The 14,053-nt window shown below is 64.2% G+C and carries 20 protein-coding genes; 13 read left to right on the top strand and 7 right to left on the bottom strand.

The features are described from left to right. Nucleotides 1–46 precede the first annotated feature (46 nt). The 4 genes from TBU01S_RS02400 to TBU01S_RS02385 are packed head-to-tail and all read right to left on the bottom strand — an operon-like array spanning nt 47 to nt 1,667. Nucleotides 47–274: a hypothetical protein gene (locus tag TBU01S_RS02400; RefSeq protein ID WP_068635049.1), complete on the bottom strand. Its 228-nt coding sequence runs from the start codon at nt 272–274 to the stop codon at nt 47–49. Between the two features lie 29 nt (nt 275–303). Beyond that, a complete protein-coding gene (locus TBU01S_RS24425; protein WP_217999540.1) occupies nt 304–939 on the bottom strand; it encodes an Lcl C-terminal domain-containing protein in 636 nt (211 codons plus the stop codon). A gap of 30 nt (nt 940–969) precedes the next feature. Beyond that, nucleotides 970–1,344: an Lcl C-terminal domain-containing protein gene (locus TBU01S_RS02390; RefSeq protein WP_068635048.1), complete on the bottom strand. Its 375-nt coding sequence runs from the start codon at nt 1,342–1,344 to the stop codon at nt 970–972. Between the two features lie 47 nt (nt 1,345–1,391). After that, entirely contained in the window at nt 1,392–1,667 is a 276-nt protein-coding gene (locus TBU01S_RS02385) for a hypothetical protein (protein WP_068635047.1), read from the bottom strand. A gap of 196 nt (nt 1,668–1,863) precedes the next feature. On the opposite strand from TBU01S_RS02385, the gene TBU01S_RS02380 reads away from it, so the two are divergent. The 3 genes from TBU01S_RS02380 (at nt 1,864) to TBU01S_RS02370 (ending at nt 3,162) form a co-directional block, all read left to right on the top strand. Then, on the top strand, nt 1,864–2,154 hold the full coding sequence (locus TBU01S_RS02380) for a toxin-antitoxin system TumE family protein (protein ID WP_068635046.1): 291 nt from the start codon (nt 1,864–1,866) through the stop codon (nt 2,152–2,154). Between the two features lie 3 nt (nt 2,155–2,157). Next, entirely contained in the window at nt 2,158–2,532 is a 375-nt protein-coding gene (locus TBU01S_RS02375) for an HVO_A0114 family putative DNA-binding protein (RefSeq protein ID WP_068635045.1), read from the top strand. A 138-nt stretch (nt 2,533–2,670) separates the two neighbouring features. Further along, a complete protein-coding gene (locus tag TBU01S_RS02370; RefSeq protein ID WP_083953420.1) occupies nt 2,671–3,162 on the top strand; it encodes a DUF4124 domain-containing protein in 492 nt (163 codons plus the stop codon). Nucleotides 3,163–3,291: 129 nt separating this feature from the next. Here TBU01S_RS02370 and TBU01S_RS25060 read toward each other — a convergent pair whose 3' ends face one another. Then, nucleotides 3,292–3,702 carry a DUF4236 domain-containing protein gene (locus TBU01S_RS25060; protein ID WP_083953419.1) on the bottom strand — a complete coding sequence of 137 codons (411 nt, stop codon included), beginning with the start codon at nt 3,700–3,702 and terminating at the stop codon, nt 3,292–3,294. A 568-nt stretch (nt 3,703–4,270) separates the two neighbouring features. Then, nucleotides 4,271–4,714 carry a hypothetical protein gene (locus TBU01S_RS02365; RefSeq protein ID WP_068635043.1) on the bottom strand — a complete coding sequence of 148 codons (444 nt, stop codon included), beginning with the start codon at nt 4,712–4,714 and terminating at the stop codon, nt 4,271–4,273. Nucleotides 4,715–4,798: 84 nt separating this feature from the next. Between TBU01S_RS02365 and TBU01S_RS02360 the strand changes: the two genes are divergently transcribed. Then, complete coding sequence (locus TBU01S_RS02360) at nt 4,799–5,044, top strand: transcriptional regulator (protein ID WP_068635042.1); 246 nt, start codon at nt 4,799–4,801, stop codon at nt 5,042–5,044. Between the two features lie 2 nt (nt 5,045–5,046). On the opposite strand, the gene TBU01S_RS02355 is transcribed toward TBU01S_RS02360, so the two are convergent. After that, nucleotides 5,047–5,370 carry a hypothetical protein gene (locus tag TBU01S_RS02355; protein ID WP_068635041.1) on the bottom strand — a complete coding sequence of 108 codons (324 nt, stop codon included), beginning with the start codon at nt 5,368–5,370 and terminating at the stop codon, nt 5,047–5,049. A gap of 228 nt (nt 5,371–5,598) precedes the next feature. Between TBU01S_RS02355 and TBU01S_RS02350 the strand changes: the two genes are divergently transcribed. The 9 genes from TBU01S_RS02350 (at nt 5,599) to TBU01S_RS02310 (ending at nt 14,050) form a co-directional block, all read left to right on the top strand. Then, the gene (locus TBU01S_RS02350; protein ID WP_068635040.1) at nt 5,599–5,994 is read left to right on the top strand and encodes a hypothetical protein; all 396 of its coding nucleotides are present in this window, start codon (nt 5,599–5,601) and stop codon (nt 5,992–5,994) included. A gap of 2 nt (nt 5,995–5,996) precedes the next feature. Continuing rightward, a complete protein-coding gene (locus TBU01S_RS02345; protein WP_068635039.1) occupies nt 5,997–6,206 on the top strand; it encodes a hypothetical protein in 210 nt (69 codons plus the stop codon). 114 nt (nt 6,207–6,320) lie between these two features. Continuing rightward, nucleotides 6,321–8,666: a VapE domain-containing protein gene (locus TBU01S_RS02340; protein ID WP_169802945.1), complete on the top strand. Its 2,346-nt coding sequence runs from the start codon at nt 6,321–6,323 to the stop codon at nt 8,664–8,666. Nucleotides 8,667–8,705: 39 nt separating this feature from the next. Next, on the top strand, nt 8,706–8,918 hold the full coding sequence (locus TBU01S_RS02335) for a hypothetical protein (protein WP_068635037.1): 213 nt from the start codon (nt 8,706–8,708) through the stop codon (nt 8,916–8,918). A gap of 250 nt (nt 8,919–9,168) precedes the next feature. Beyond that, the gene (locus tag TBU01S_RS02330) at nt 9,169–9,471 is read left to right on the top strand and encodes a hypothetical protein (protein WP_245650823.1); all 303 of its coding nucleotides are present in this window, start codon (nt 9,169–9,171) and stop codon (nt 9,469–9,471) included. Nucleotide 9,472: 1 nt separating this feature from the next. Then, entirely contained in the window at nt 9,473–10,333 is an 861-nt protein-coding gene (locus TBU01S_RS02325; RefSeq protein ID WP_068635035.1) for a hypothetical protein, read from the top strand. Between the two features lie 88 nt (nt 10,334–10,421). Then, nucleotides 10,422–11,285, top strand: a complete 864-nt coding sequence (locus TBU01S_RS02320; protein ID WP_068635034.1) for a ParB/Srx family N-terminal domain-containing protein — start codon at nt 10,422–10,424, stop codon at nt 11,283–11,285. Between the two features lie 6 nt (nt 11,286–11,291). Further along, the gene (locus tag TBU01S_RS02315; protein ID WP_068635033.1) at nt 11,292–11,987 is read left to right on the top strand and encodes a terminase small subunit; all 696 of its coding nucleotides are present in this window, start codon (nt 11,292–11,294) and stop codon (nt 11,985–11,987) included. A 2-nt stretch (nt 11,988–11,989) separates the two neighbouring features. Then, on the top strand, nt 11,990–14,050 hold the full coding sequence (locus TBU01S_RS02310) for a phage terminase large subunit family protein (RefSeq protein WP_068635032.1): 2,061 nt from the start codon (nt 11,990–11,992) through the stop codon (nt 14,048–14,050). The last annotated feature ends 3 nt before the right edge of the window (nt 14,051–14,053 follow it).

The raw sequence follows: 14,053 nt of genomic DNA, 5'->3' as shown, positions 1-14,053 counted from the left end.
GGTACGCCAGAATCGGGCGATGGCACGGCGGGTCGGCGCGTCCATGTCAGATCCTCAGTATCGCGGCCTTTGTCGCGCGCTCGATGTCACGGCGGATTGCGTCTGCGCTGCTGGGCACCGGCGGCAGGCCTTCTTTTGCACGGAGCTGGTCGACGCGCGCGCGCTGGTCGGCAATGGCAAGCGGTGCGCGTGCTTCCAGGAAGGCCAGATCGGCCTCCGCCGCCTGCAGCCTCAAGCGACGTGCGGCGGAGATGATTTTTCGGAGCAGGACCATTGCGGCGGCCTCCAGAAATTGATGAATGATTAAATGGGCAATCTGCGGACGGCTCGGGCGCGGAGCTGGGTGCCGCGGTGGCCGTAGCTCTGGTCGCCGTAGTAGAAGTGCTGGTACCAGGCGTAGTCCGGGGCGGACTCGTGCCGCTCGGCACTCCAATAGTCGTCGCGCTCGAACTGGTCGCGTGCATGAGCAAACAGCAAGGCTTGCTCGTGGCGGTTGGGCAGTTCCCCGCAGATGCTGGTGGCCCATTCGGTGGCGGCTTCGTGGGTGACGTCTTCGACGTCGCCCGGCAGCAGGATCAACTGGTAGGGTGCGAGCCCGGCGACCTGGATGGTGCCGATGTAGGTCTCGCCGTCGGCGAGGTCGGGCGGCGCCGCTTCGGCCATCGAGCTCACCAGCACTTCGCCGTCGCGGGTAATGCCGACCTCGGCGCCCATGTCCATCATTTCGTGCAGCAAGGTCATGTGGTTGTCGTGCCACTGGTCGGCGGCCGCCCACGCCCTGCGCGCCTCATCGCGCGTGGTTTCGATCTCAGCCTCGAGCGCCTCGACCCGGTTGGCGAGTTCCGCGGCATGGGCGCGCAGGTGATCAAGCGCCCAGCTGTCCAGCCGCTGGCGGAGCCGCTGCAGCGTGCGGTCGGATGAAAGTGCAGACGTTTGCATGATGTGTGTCCGATGGGAATTGACGAATGATCAAATGGGCAATCTGCGGACGGCTCGGGCGCGGAGCTGGGTGTCGCGGCGGGTGTAGCCCTGGTTGCCGAAGCCGAAGTGCTGGTACCAGGCGTAGTCCGGGTCGGACTCGCGCCGCTGCGCGCTCCAGTAGGCGGCCTCTTCAAACTGATCCTTGAGGTTTGCGAAGAGCAGCGCCTGCTCCTTGCGGGTGGGCAGTCCGCCGCCGATGCTGGCGGCCCATTCGGTGGCGGCTTCGTGGGTGACGCCTTTGACGTCGCCCGGCAGCAGGATCAGGTGGTGGGCGGGGGCGCCGTCTTCGACGGCGATGCCGGCCCAGATCTCGCCGGGGGCGAGGTCGGGGAGGGCGATGAGGAAGGGTGCAGACGTTTGCATTGCGGTCTCCAGGGGTGGAGGCCCGCCTACCGGCGGGCCGGTAGTGGTTAAGCGGTCTGGAACACGAAGGACGAAGCGCGGTAGCCGTATTGGCGGGCGGCGTATTCCAGTCCCTTGGCAATGATGAGCGCGTACTGCTTGACCATCTCGGCCGAGGGCTTGCCGTTGCCGCTGTAGCGCTTGGTGTCGCGCTGGATCAGGCGTACGAAGCAGTCGGCGCCGATGGTGCCCTTTTCCGGCGTGACGACACCCAGCTTCAGCGGGCGGCCGCAGTGCTCGCAGTTGCAGTCGCGGGTGTAGCCGGTGATTGAGAGGGTGTTCATGCTTGGCTCCGTCTCCTGACCGCAGGCCCGGTGGGGGGGGTGTTGAGATGGGTTGATCGTAACTCTATGGTTACTTTTTTGTCAATAACTGTACGGTTATTTTCTGCTCCATGTCTCAGACGCAAAAAGCCCGCACTCAGCGGGCTGTCGGATTTAATGTATTGCGTGATGCGGATATATCCGTACAATGCAATACATGGGCGCGACACTGATCCATCGCAGCAAGGAAACCCGGGCCGATGGCGTGACCATCGAAATGGTCATTTGGTCGGTCGATCCGTCAGTGCCGGGGTCGGCGCACGAATACAAGTACCGCTTCTATGCGGGCCGGGCGGGCCGCACCCTGGTGCGTTACGACAACGAAGCCGGCAAGGGCGACCACAAACATGTCGGCGCGGACGAAACCGAGGTGCCGTTCCGCTTCGTGTCCATGCTGCAGGTGGTGGCCGACTTTCTGGCCGACATCGCGCGTTTGACGGAGGAATGAACCATGGCGAATCGGGCAATCATCGGCATTACCGACTGGGCGGCCACGCAGGCGCAGGTGCGCGATGTGGCACGCCGCATCGACGCCGGGGCGGTGCTGCCGGCGGGTGACTACTATCTGGGCTTTGCCAATGCGGCGCAGCTGCTGGCCGAACTGCCGCCGCGCCGGCTCGATACGCTACGGGCCGTCAAGCGCCTGGGGCCGGTGTCCATCTACGCGGTGGCCAAGGCGCTGGCGCGCAACTACTCCAACGTCCACGCCGACGTGCAAAAGCTGATCGAGCACGGGCTGGTCGACAAGCAGCCGGACGGGCGCGTGACGGTGCCGTGGGCGGATGTGGTGGTCAAGCTCGATGCGTCGCTGCTGAGCGCGGCGTGATGACCGGGCAGCTTGCGGTGTGCGTTGGCTGACGCTGAATTTGGCGGGGTTTCTATTGTTTCAAGAGGGAATCAGTCACGCGTGCGGCGACGATTGCTGTGTTAACCTCGCCGCGATGACGTTTGCTTGGGGTGGGGCATGAATAGACTGGTGCTGGCCATGGTGCTTGCGGGCGCGACGATGAGTGTCCAGGCGCAGGTGTACAAGTGCAAGGAAGGGGGCAAGGTCGTGTTTTCGGACGTGCCTTGCGCCCAGGGTGGTGAGGAATTGAAGGTGGCGCCAGCCACGGGGCACTGGAATGCAGAAAGCGCCGCGCGCGCGCAGCAAGGGCACAGCGCCAATCAGGCCAAACTACAGGCTGCCGACAATGCGGTGCGGCGCCGTATTCTTGATGACGACATCTATCGTCATCAAACCCGCATCAAGAAGCTGACTGAGGAAATGAATACTCGCCTTGCTCAGTTGCGCGACAAAAAACGCTACGCCAACAACAACCTGGCCGGCGCTGTGTGGGAGCGCAGCATCAGTGACGAGATGAATGCCGTCACAAGCAGTTACGGCCTGCAGATCGAAACCCTGCAATCAGAAATCGAGCACATGCGGCAGCAAATGGCTGCTCTTGGGGAGTGATGGGGCGCTATCTTTTCTCTTGAGCTTGGCGCTACTTTGTGTACACCAGATCAAAGTGTATGCCTGTTCGAGGGATTTGGGGTTGATCGCCAGACGTTCTAGAAAGGGTGCCTGTGGGCTGATTCAGGCTTAACGATAGGTTCCGCCTCGAGCCACCACGATAATGAAAATAATGGTAGCGATGATAGCGCCTAGCAAGAGCGTGATAGTAGTGTAGCGAGATAGGCCAGCGACCAGTACGCCAAAGCCAATAATGATGGCTACGACAATGAGTGCTCTGCCAAGGAATCCAGTGCCATGGGACTGCTCGGGCTGCAATGGGATTGGTGTTGGGGCAGGTGGTCGGGCGCGTCGTTTTTTGCTGGTAACTTCTGTGTAGTGGACGCCCGTGCCAGGGATGCCGAGGGTAAGCCGTCGTTTACCATGACCAATGGTGTAGCGTAATCCGCGTGGACCGAAGCTGGTACTGACCCCCGATTTCGAGAAATTGAGGGTGACGCCGGGAAGGATCTTTACCCGTCTCTGAAATCTCCATCCCATGTTTAACGCCTCCTTTCCTGTGACGCGTAACGCTTTTTCCCGTTGGCGGTGATTCGGTATTGACCGCCGCGTGGGCCGACATGGGGGTAACTGTGTTCGGCGTTTGTTCGTCCGCCGCTTGCTGCCGATACGTCATAGCGTCCAGATGCGGTGCTGCTGGGGGTAACACTTGTTGCGTTGCCGTACCCCGACCATCCTTTCGTAGGCTGTATGGAAGTAGCCTGCTGGGAATCGGGGCAACGGTATGGGGAAATGATGAGGTGTTCGCCTCTCGCCCGTGATGCTTGCAGCGCCTCGCTGGGGCCATTGTCTGGGTGATAACTAATGTCGAAAGGTGGGTGTGGTGTGCGCTCAATAAGCACATCGCCTCGATAGAGCTCATAGCAGGAGCCAAAGCTACTGCAGGAAAAAACAAGAGCTGCAAGGCTGATGATTTTTCTCATTGTTTCGTTCGCTCAGTAGCGTGTTGTTTGAGGTTCTTCATCTCAATTTTCGGCAGTTGGGCTATCAGCGTGAGATGTCCTTCGGTTTGCAATGCTCACTGCTATTGCTCCATACCAGCCGCAGGTCAGGCCGTCTTCTTGCGCGCGGCGGGTTCTCTTTTTGCGGCCAGTAGTGCCGTGCTGATAGCGGACTTCAGTATGGCACCCACCTCGCCGCGTTCACGGTCGAGCACGATGTCGACCACCCGCTGGGCTTCGGCGTCGGCCCGCTGGTAGCTTCGCCAGAGTTCGGTGGCGGCTTCGGGGGGTACGTTGTCATCCATGCCTACCTTGGGGGTCGGCAACGGCAGGGATGAGTCGGGCGGGAGGTCGAACCAGCCGGCGGGGAGGCCAATCTTCTCGCACATGCTGGCCGCGCTGTCCTCGTGAATCCCCTGCTTCCCTGATAGCCATCGGTGAAGCTGTGGTGGTTTCATCTCCAAAAAGGCCGCAAGGCGCGCGACCTTACCATCGAATCGCTCATCGATGACTTGACGGAGCCGAGCTCGGCGGATGTCGTTCTTGTCCATGACCTATTTTCGTGTATGCGTAACTGATTGGTAATTCCCTGAGTAGTTATTGCTATCTGGTAACTGCTCGGTTACTATTTAGCCATGATGCTCAAGCCCTACCTCTTCGGTATGCCGATGGATCACCGCATCGCCTTCGCCAGGCGGTGCGGGACGAGCTACGGCCACCTACGCAACGTGGCCTATGGCCAGAAGCCCTGCGCAGCGGAGTTGGCGATCAGGGTCGAGCGGGAGTCTGGCGGCGCCGTTTGCTGCGAAGCCCTGCGCCCCGATGTGGATTGGGCGTACCTGCGCGGCACAGCCCCACATGTGGAACAGGAGACCGCCTGATGTCAGTGTGCTCCGTCGCCTTCTGCATGGCTGCGCATCACAGTTTCGTTCGCGATGGTTGCGGCGTATTGCATGCGTGCCTGGGCGTCGATGTTCAGGCCGCGCGCCCGGCACCAGTCGGGAAACGCTTCGGGGTCGATGAAGGCGCGCACGACGATCTTCCCGTCGCGGCGATGCTTCTTCTCGCCAGTCTCGGATTTCATCCGCCATTCGTGGAACGTAGCGGGGAGCTTGTGGCCGTCGGCCATGACCCGGCGGATGGCGTCGTAATGCTCGGCCTTGTACCAGACCATTCCCAGAATCATGACGGGGGTGGAGTTGCTCATGGTGCGCTCCTGTGGTGATGACTGTGTTGTGTGAGAACTCGCATTCTATCCGCATGGGGCGCACCTCCCGTTTCTTGTCTCCCTCCCTCCTGTCGGAGCTTCGGGCCGGCGGCGGCATGGCTGCTGCCGGCCTTCTTTTTCCCTGGGGGTGGGCGTTGTGTTTCGCTGGTTCAACGATAAGCGTGGGCACTGATAACCGCGCATAACTGCCGATAGGAGATTGCATCGATGGGTATCAATGCGGATCACGTCCAGCTCACACTGGACATGGAGCCAGGCCTCGAGGAACGCTACGGATCGCTGAAGGAAGCGGTTGCCGCCGGGGTGTATCGCCACGGCCTGAAGAGGGTCGCCGGCAAGCTGTACGTCTACCCCGGCAACTTGAGTGTGATGCTGTCGGGTGACGGACAGCGGCACTTCGACCTCGATCTGCTCGAGCAGTACATCGAGGCGTTCGACGACCTGACACCGGTCTACTACCTGGTCGCCCGGTTCTGCGGCGACCGCCTGGCCGACCAGTCCGATGCGTTGAGCCGTGTGCAGTTGCTGCTCGAAGAGCTGCCCGGACTGCTCGCCCACGCCGGGGTAAATGCCGGCGGCAAGGGCAAGAGGAAGGGGCGCTGACAATGGCCGACTTTGCCGACATCGCCGCCGAGCGCGAGCAGCTCGATACCGCACGCGCCATCGAGGCTGCCCGACGTCGATCACCATCGGCGCCCGTGGCTTGCGGGCAGTGCTACAACTGCGACGAGCCCGTAGACGCCGGGCTGGCGTTCTGCGATGCGGATTGCCGGGACGACTGGCAGGCCCGCCGCCGGGCGGAAGGGCGGGCGTAGATGTCGAACTCTCCGCCCTGGGCCGATCTGCCCGCCTATCGGGCGGCATACCGTGACCGGATGCCCGTGCCCGACTGGGCGCCGCCCGAGCTTGCCACGCGGCGCCAGTGGGTCGTGTGGCGCTACGAGCCGGGCGAAACGCCCGAGAAAAAGCCGCGCAAGATGCCGTACTACCCCGGTGGCGGCCGGCGCGTCGGCGACCAGGGCTCCGACGCCGACCGCGCCCGGCTGGGCACCTTCGAGCACGCTTGCGCCACTGCCCGCGCCGATGATTTCGACGGCGTCGGCTTCGCCTTTCTGGCAGGCGATGGTCTGCTCGGCATCGACCTGGACGGCATGATCGACCCGGACACCGGCGAGGTGTCCGAGCGCATGCAGGCCATCGTCGAGGCCTGCGCCAGCTATGCTGAATACTCGCCGTCCGGGACCGGCGTCCACATCATTTGTGGCCTGAGCGGGGATGTCGAGCAGGCGTGGGTGGCAGCAGGGCGCCGCCTCGCGTTCAAGAGCAATAAGGTCGGCGTCGAGGTTTTCTCCGGCAGGCAGTTCTTTACCTGGACGGGCCGGTCATTCGACGATCCGCCCGTTCCTGTGGCGCCAATCGGCGAGCCGGTCCTGCGGCGCCTGTATGCCACCGTCGAAAGTGCCCGCAAGCCCGCTGCCGCTGTGCCGGCGTCGCCAGATTCGCCGCCGCCGCTTGGCGCGCACCTCGGCGGGCGGCAACGTTCGCTCGCCGAGACCGCTGCACTGGCCGAAGAGGCCATTCAGGCCGTCCCGCCCGACGACTACCAGCAGTGGATCGAGCTGGGCATGGCCTGCAAAGCTGGTCTGGGTGCGGCCGGCTACATCATCTGGGATGCCTGGAGCGCCCGCAGCCAGAAGTACGCTGGCCCGGACGATACCGCACGCCGGTGGGCGGGCTTCAATCCCGAGCAGATCGGCATCGGCTCGCTGTTCTCGCTGGCCGAGCAGCACGGATGGATCTCGCCCTGGGCGAAGGCTGCCGAGCGCAAGAGCCGCCGCCAGGCCGCCGCTGCCTCTACGCCAGCCGGTCCAGCGGCTACGCAAGACGCTTCTGCTCCGGCCGCTTCAGACAGTCCGCCCGACAGTGCGCCGCCCCCGCCCCCTTCAGGCGCCAAATCTCCGCCGCGCCGACCAACAGCTCCCGCAGGGGGGGGCGATGAGCCGCCAGAGGAAGACTGGCGCCAGTGGTTGCTCTACAAAAGGGGCGACGTGTCGGCCTGCCTCGCCAATGCGGAGCTGATCCTGGCCAACATGCCGGAATGGCGCGGCGTGGTCGGCTTCGATCTTTTTTCCGAGCGCACGATGTTCCGGCAGCCCGTGCCCTTCGACCGCGATGGCAAGGCGGACGGGGAGTGGACGGATCATCTGGACATGATGACCGCCATCCACCTGCAGCGGCAGTGGGGGGTCGAGTTCTCGCCGTCGACCGTGGCCCAGGCCGTCGAGGTGCTGGGCCGGCGCCATCCGTTCCACCCCGTGCGCGATGCCCTGGCGGCGCTGCCGCCGTGGGATGGCATCACGCGCAACACCGAATGGTTGTCCGACTTCCTGGGCGTGGAGCGCACCGAATACACTGCCCTGGTCGGCCAGTTGTTCCTGCGCGGGATGGTCAAGCGGGTGATGGAGCCCGGCTGCAAGTTCGACTACTGCCTGGTGCTGGAAGGCGAGCAGGGCAAGGGGAAATCCAGCGTCGCGCGCGTTCTGTCCTGGCGCTGGTTCTGCGATACCGACCTCGATCTCAACAACAAGGATTCGCTGATGGCCCTGCCTGGGCATTGGGTTTATGAGATCGCCGAGTTGGGCTCGTTGATGAAGGCCGAGGAGCGGAAACAGAAGTCCTTCCTGTCCAGGCAGGAGGATGAGTACCGCCCACCCTACGGCAAGCGTCTCATCAAGGTGCCACGCCAGTCCGTCTTCATCGGCACGACCAATGAGGATGAATACCTCAAGGATGCGACCGGTGGCCGGCGCTTCTGGCCCGTCCGGGTCGGGGAGGAAATCAACCTCGATGGCCTGAGAGATTGCCTGGAATTGATGCTGGCCGAGGCGCTGCACGACTACCACCAGGGCGCACCGTGCTGGCCGTCGCGCGAGGAACAGGATGGCCTCTTCACGCCCGAGCAGGCCAAGCGCGGCATGCCGGAACCCTTCGAGGACTTCCTTTGGAAGTTCGTCCAGGACCAGGTGGCGCCGTTCTCGATGAAGGAGGTTGCCGAACACCTGCATCTCACCCCGGACAAGCTTACACCTGCCATCACAAGCCGCATCGGCACCGTCCTGCGCAAGCTTGGCTGCGGACGCAAGGACAACAACCGCGCCGTGGATCCGAGTCAGCGCCGCATGTACCTGCCACCCTCGATGCTCAAGCGGGGCGGGGCAGAGGGCGATGCCAAGCCGCCTGCACAAGACGACGACGCGCCCAAGGTGCCGTTTTGAGGGGCATGAATGCACCGGAAGAATCTCAACAGGGCGGACATGAGCGTCATCAACCGCCGCGCCAGCTTGCTCGCGAAGCAGGCCGAAGCGCTCTACAAGGCGCGCCTCACCGAGGTGGCGCTACAGGCGCTTGCACGCGCCGAGCGAGTCACCGAGGACTGGTGTGCGGACCAGCTCCCCGAGATCGACAGCGATATGCGCCAGCTGTTCGACCTGGTCGATGCCGAATGGCGCGACGTGGAGCCGTTTTAACCATGCGGTGCTTTAAAGCAATCCTTGTGCCACACAACGCCAAAAGGCTTGAATGCGCCGTTTTGGCCGGTGTTGCCTGGGTTTGCACCCAAGCACCCACCCTGATTTCGAACATTACATGCGTAACCCGCCTGCCCGCGTGCAGGCGTGTGCAGACGCGTGCACGCGCGCGTGCCGGCGCGCCACGCGTATTCAAACCCACAACTTTGGGTGGTTGCTTGGTTGCAAGGGGGCAGAAATGAAGGAACCGATGAAGTCAGTGATCAGCAAGATGCGGGCCGACTTCGTCCGCGTGGCGGACGCCCGAAAGGCGCGCGGGGATTGGAGCGAGGCCGACGAAACGGAAATCGGCGAAGCGATCAAGGCCGCCATCGACAAGGGCGACCCGGACATGATCCACAGCTGGGCGCTCTGGCTTGCTGACCTCTCCGCCAGCATCGCCGCCTGGGAACTCATCGTGCGCGGCTCGATGGCCCGCATGCGTGCCCAGGCAGCCGACGAGCGCAAAGCACGCGAGGCCGCCGAGGCGGCGCAGCGGAAGGGGAGGCACTGACATGGTTGCCACCGTCAAGGTCGATACTTCGGAGATGGAGCGAGCCCTGCGGGAGTTCGGCGAATCGAGCCGGCAGCGCATCGAGGTGGCCGCGCAGCGCGCCGTGCTTCGAACGGCCCGCGTGCTGATGGCGGAAGAGCGTGCGGAGATGGAGCGCGTGTTCGATCGGCCCACGCGCTGGACGCTCAACGCTTTCCGGGTCAGGTTGGGCGGAAAAGACCTGCGCATCGCTCTCTACAGCGATAAAACGAACCCGGACAGGCAGACGGGGCTTAGGTGGCAATCGGCGCCGGGCAGCACTATTACGGCTGAACTCCTGGTTAGGGAGCCTCGTGCGGACAACTATCTGAATACACAGATCGGCGGCGGCCAGCGGCGGCAGAAGGCGTTCGAGGTGGCGCTGCAGGCAGTTGGTGTGTTGCCGGCTGGCTGGATGGCCGTGCCTGGTCAGCGCGCCAAGCTTGATGCTTTCGGCAACCACAGCCCGGGGGAGATTCGACAAATCCTGACATGGTTCGACGCTGCCGAGCAGGTGGCGGGCTCAACTCAGAACATGGGGTTTGCCGGACGGGAGAAGCGGCGCAGGGGGACGCGGAAGAAGGCCGGCTGGGAATACTTTGCGGTACGTCCCGGTGATCGGCGTTCGTTCGTGCGGGCCAGTGGTGCAACTGGCAGCCATGCGATGCAGCCGGGCATCTACCGTCGCACCCACTACGCGCTGGGCAGTCGCATCGAGCCGGTCATGATCTTCGTCCCCTCGGCAGCATACAAGCCCCGCTTCGACTTCTACGGCCTCGGCCAGCGTGTCGCCGCGGACAACTTCCCTCGACTCTTCCGGGAGGCTTTCGACTCGGGCGGGTAATCGTGGGTCCTTCCCGGGCGGTCCCGCCGCGGGTAATTCGATCCTCGTTCTTCCACTGTTTTTCAACCTTCCTAAGGGGGTTCCGGTTTTGAACACTCAGCAGAACACTCAGCACGACATCATTGAACACATCGATCCCGAGGCGCTCACGCCGCATCCGGACAACAGCATGAAGCATGGCGATGGCCAGATCACTCAGTTGGTGGCCAGCTTCGAACAGTTCGGCTTCAACGGCGTGATCGTCATCGATGAAAACGACGTGGTCCTGGCGGGTCACGGGCGCCGGCTGGCGGCGATTCGCGCGGGCATGAAAACCGTCCCGTGCCTGCGCCGCACGGGCCTGAACGATGCGCAGAAGCGCGCGTACATCATTGCCGACAATCAGATCGGCCGGAACGGGGAGTGGGACGAAACTGTCCTGGCCCAGCAACTGGCGCTGCTGAAGGATGATGGTTTCGACCTCGATACGCTCGGCATCGGCGCGGATGCTCTGGCGTCCCTGTCGGACGGTGGGGCGCCGCCGCCGGCGGGCGAGGGCGCCGGCGTGGAGAAAGCGCCGTCCTCTGCTCCAGCGATCAAGCGTCGCCGTGGCGTTGCCGCGATCGAGGATGTGATCACCGAGCGCGAGCGCCAGGTCGCCATCGAGGGGTGGGCGCCGGCGCACGATGACACGTACCGTGGCGGCGAACTCCCTGCTGCCGCTGCCTGCTATGCCCTGTATGGCTCCGTCTCGCAGGATGGCTGCCCGCAGCAATGGCCCTTCGCGGCGGAATGGTGGAAACCGGGCGAGCCGCGCCGCAACATGGTGAAGGCCGCTGCGCTGCTGGTCGCTGAAATCGAGCGCCTGGACCGCGCTGAAAAGCGGCGCGTGGTGATGGCCGAGGCTGCCGCGAAGGCCGCCGCAAGAGCGGCCGAGAGACTGGACCGTGCAGCCGCGAAGGGCGGGCGCTAATCCGCCATGTCCGGCCATCTCAACCACGACACCGCCGCCCGGCTGCTGGATCTCACGCCGGGCGAGCTGAGACGGCTCGTGGATCGGGGCGTCATCCCGCGTGTCGACAAGAACGCCTACAACCTAGCGCCGCTTGTGCACGCGTATGTACGGCATCTGCGGGATGAGGCGGGGCGGGTCGAACGCGCCCCCACCCAGGCAGAAATCGCCGCGCACCTCGACATCAGCGATCGCAGGTTGCGCGAGCTGCTGACCGAGTTCGGCCTGGACCACAAGCAGGTGCCCCTGGGCGATATCCGCATCCGCTACTTGCGGAAGCTGCGGGAAGAGGCTGCTGGCCGGGCTGCGGCCGACGGCTCCATCGACCTGCCGACCGAACGCGCCTTGCTGGCACGGTCGCAGCGTGAGGGGCAGGACATCAAGAACGCCGTCGCGCGTGGCACCTATGCCCCCATCGATGTCCTGGCTGACGTGCTGTCGAACGCATCCCAGTCCGCCGTCGACCACTTCGACCAGATCCCCGCTGGGATCAATCGCGTCTGCCCCGACCTGCCTCAGCCCGTCCGTGACCTGGTCATGACCGAGGTCGCTCGGGCGCGGAACGAAATGGTCCGCAAGACGGCATCGCTGATCGCCGATGCCCTGGACCCGTTCGATATCCAGGAAGACGAAACGCCCGATGCCTCCGTAGAAGGGGACTGACCATGACTACCCGTCTGCCCACCGAAACCGTCGAAGCCCTGAAGCGTGCCATCGAAGCCGGCCTGCGCCCGCTCAAGGCGGACCCGCCCGTGCCCTACAGCACCTGGGCGGCGGAACACTTCGACCTGGACGAAGAATCGAGTCACCAGCGCGGTCTGTTCGTGCCGTGGCCGTTCCAGATCGGCTGGATGGATGCGTTCTCGAACGACGACATCGAGGAAGTCAATGTCGAGAAGGCCAAGCGGGTTGGCTATACCAAGACCATAGTCGGCTTCGCCGAATACAACGCCGCCCACCGCCGCCGCAAGCTCGCCATCTGGCAGCCTACCGACGACGACCGCGACAGCTTCGTCAAGTCGGAAATCACTCCGTCCTTCGATATCTGCCGTGCTCTCGACCCTGTCCGCCGCCTTGGCCGCGACGACGACACCATCAAGTTCAAGCGCTTCCGTGGCAGCGTGCAGCACTACCTCGGCGCCAAGGCCGCCCGCAGCTTCCGCCGCATCACCATTGCGGTGGGCATCCTCGACGAAGTCGACGCCATGGACCAGGTGGTGGAAAAAACCATCGACCCGGTCACCGGCGCCAAGGGGCGCCTGGAAGGCGCGCCGTTCCCCAAGTTGATCCTCGGCACCACGCCGCGCCATAAATTCACCAGCCACGTCCGCCGGCGCGTGCAGGCGGCGGACGCGGTCATGGAGTTCCGCATCGACTGCCCCTACTGCGGTGCCGACCACCCCCTCATGTGGGGCGGCGCCGATGTCCGTTACGGCTTCAAGTGGGACAACGCCGACCCCGCCACCGTCCGCCACGTCTGCCCCCACTGCAACGAAGCCATCACCCAGGCCGACTACCTGTCGATCTGGGAAGCCGGGCGCTGGGTCAGCCGCTGCGGCGACTACATCTACGACCACATCGCCAAGGTCTGGACGGACAGCCACGGCGCCCCGCGCAAGCCGCCGCGCCATGTCGCCTTCGTCAAGGTCTGGACGGCTTACAGCCCGCAGCGTGCCTGGCCGGACATCGTGCGCGAATTCCTCGAAGCCCGCAAAGCGCAGAAGCTGGGCGACAGCGGCCCCATGCAGGGCTTCAAGAACGAAACCCTCGCCGACGTCTGGGAAGAAGAATACGACCACACCGACGCCAGCCTGCTGCGTGAACGCGCCCAGCGCGACTTGGACATCCCGCTGCAGCTCGTGCCCGCGGGTGCCTGCAAGATCCTGCTCGGCATCGATACCCAGCAAGACCGCTGGGAGGCTGTCGCCTGGGCCATCGGCGAGGGCGAGGAAATGTGGCCCATCGACTACCGCGTCATCTACGGCAACCCGGCCCAGCAGCAGGAATGGTTCGAAAAACTCAACCCCGTCATCGAGGCTACCTACCGCCACATCAACGGGCACGCCATGCCCATCGACGCCGTCGGCATCGACACCGGCGGCACGAACTGGACGCATCAGGCATATACCTACTGCCGCGCCATGAACGCCCGCAAGGTGTTCGCCACCAAGGGCGACCAGGCCCTGGGCGCCCCCATCAAGATGAAGCCGAGCTGGGTGGACGTGAACGCCTTTGGCAAAACCCTGAAGCGCGGCGTCAAGCTGTGGCGCATCTGCGTGGATACCGCCAAGGACCTGCTCCACGGCCGGCTCGACCAGGTCAAGCAACCCGGCCCCGGCTACATCCACCTCAACCGCCACCTGCCGCCCGAGTGGTTCGACCAGCTCACCGCCGAACACCGCATCAAGGTCCGCATGGCCCACGGCTGGGCCGACCGCTGGGTGTGCCCCAGCGGGCACCGCAACGAGGTCCTGGACTGCACCGTCATCGTGCTGTTCCTGGCCCAGGCCATGGGCTACCACACCACGCCCGCCAGCACCTGGCAGAAATGGCGGGATGCGCTGGCGCCGGACCTTTTCAGTGCTCCAGTTCCTTCGCCTGAGCCGGCAGCGCAGGAACCCGTAGAGCCTGTATGCGCGCAGTCCTTCGTCCCGCCCGCCCCGCCGGCTGCGTTGCCGGCCAATGAACCGGGCGAGGACATCTTCGCCCCCATCCCCCTGTACTGAGGC

The organism is Thauera butanivorans NBRC 103042 (assembly GCF_001591165.1).
Classification (GTDB): Bacteria; Pseudomonadota; Gammaproteobacteria; order Burkholderiales; family Rhodocyclaceae; genus Thauera; species Thauera butanivorans.
Note: the sequence above shows the minus strand (reverse complement) of the source record. Positions and strands in the feature narration are given on the sequence as shown.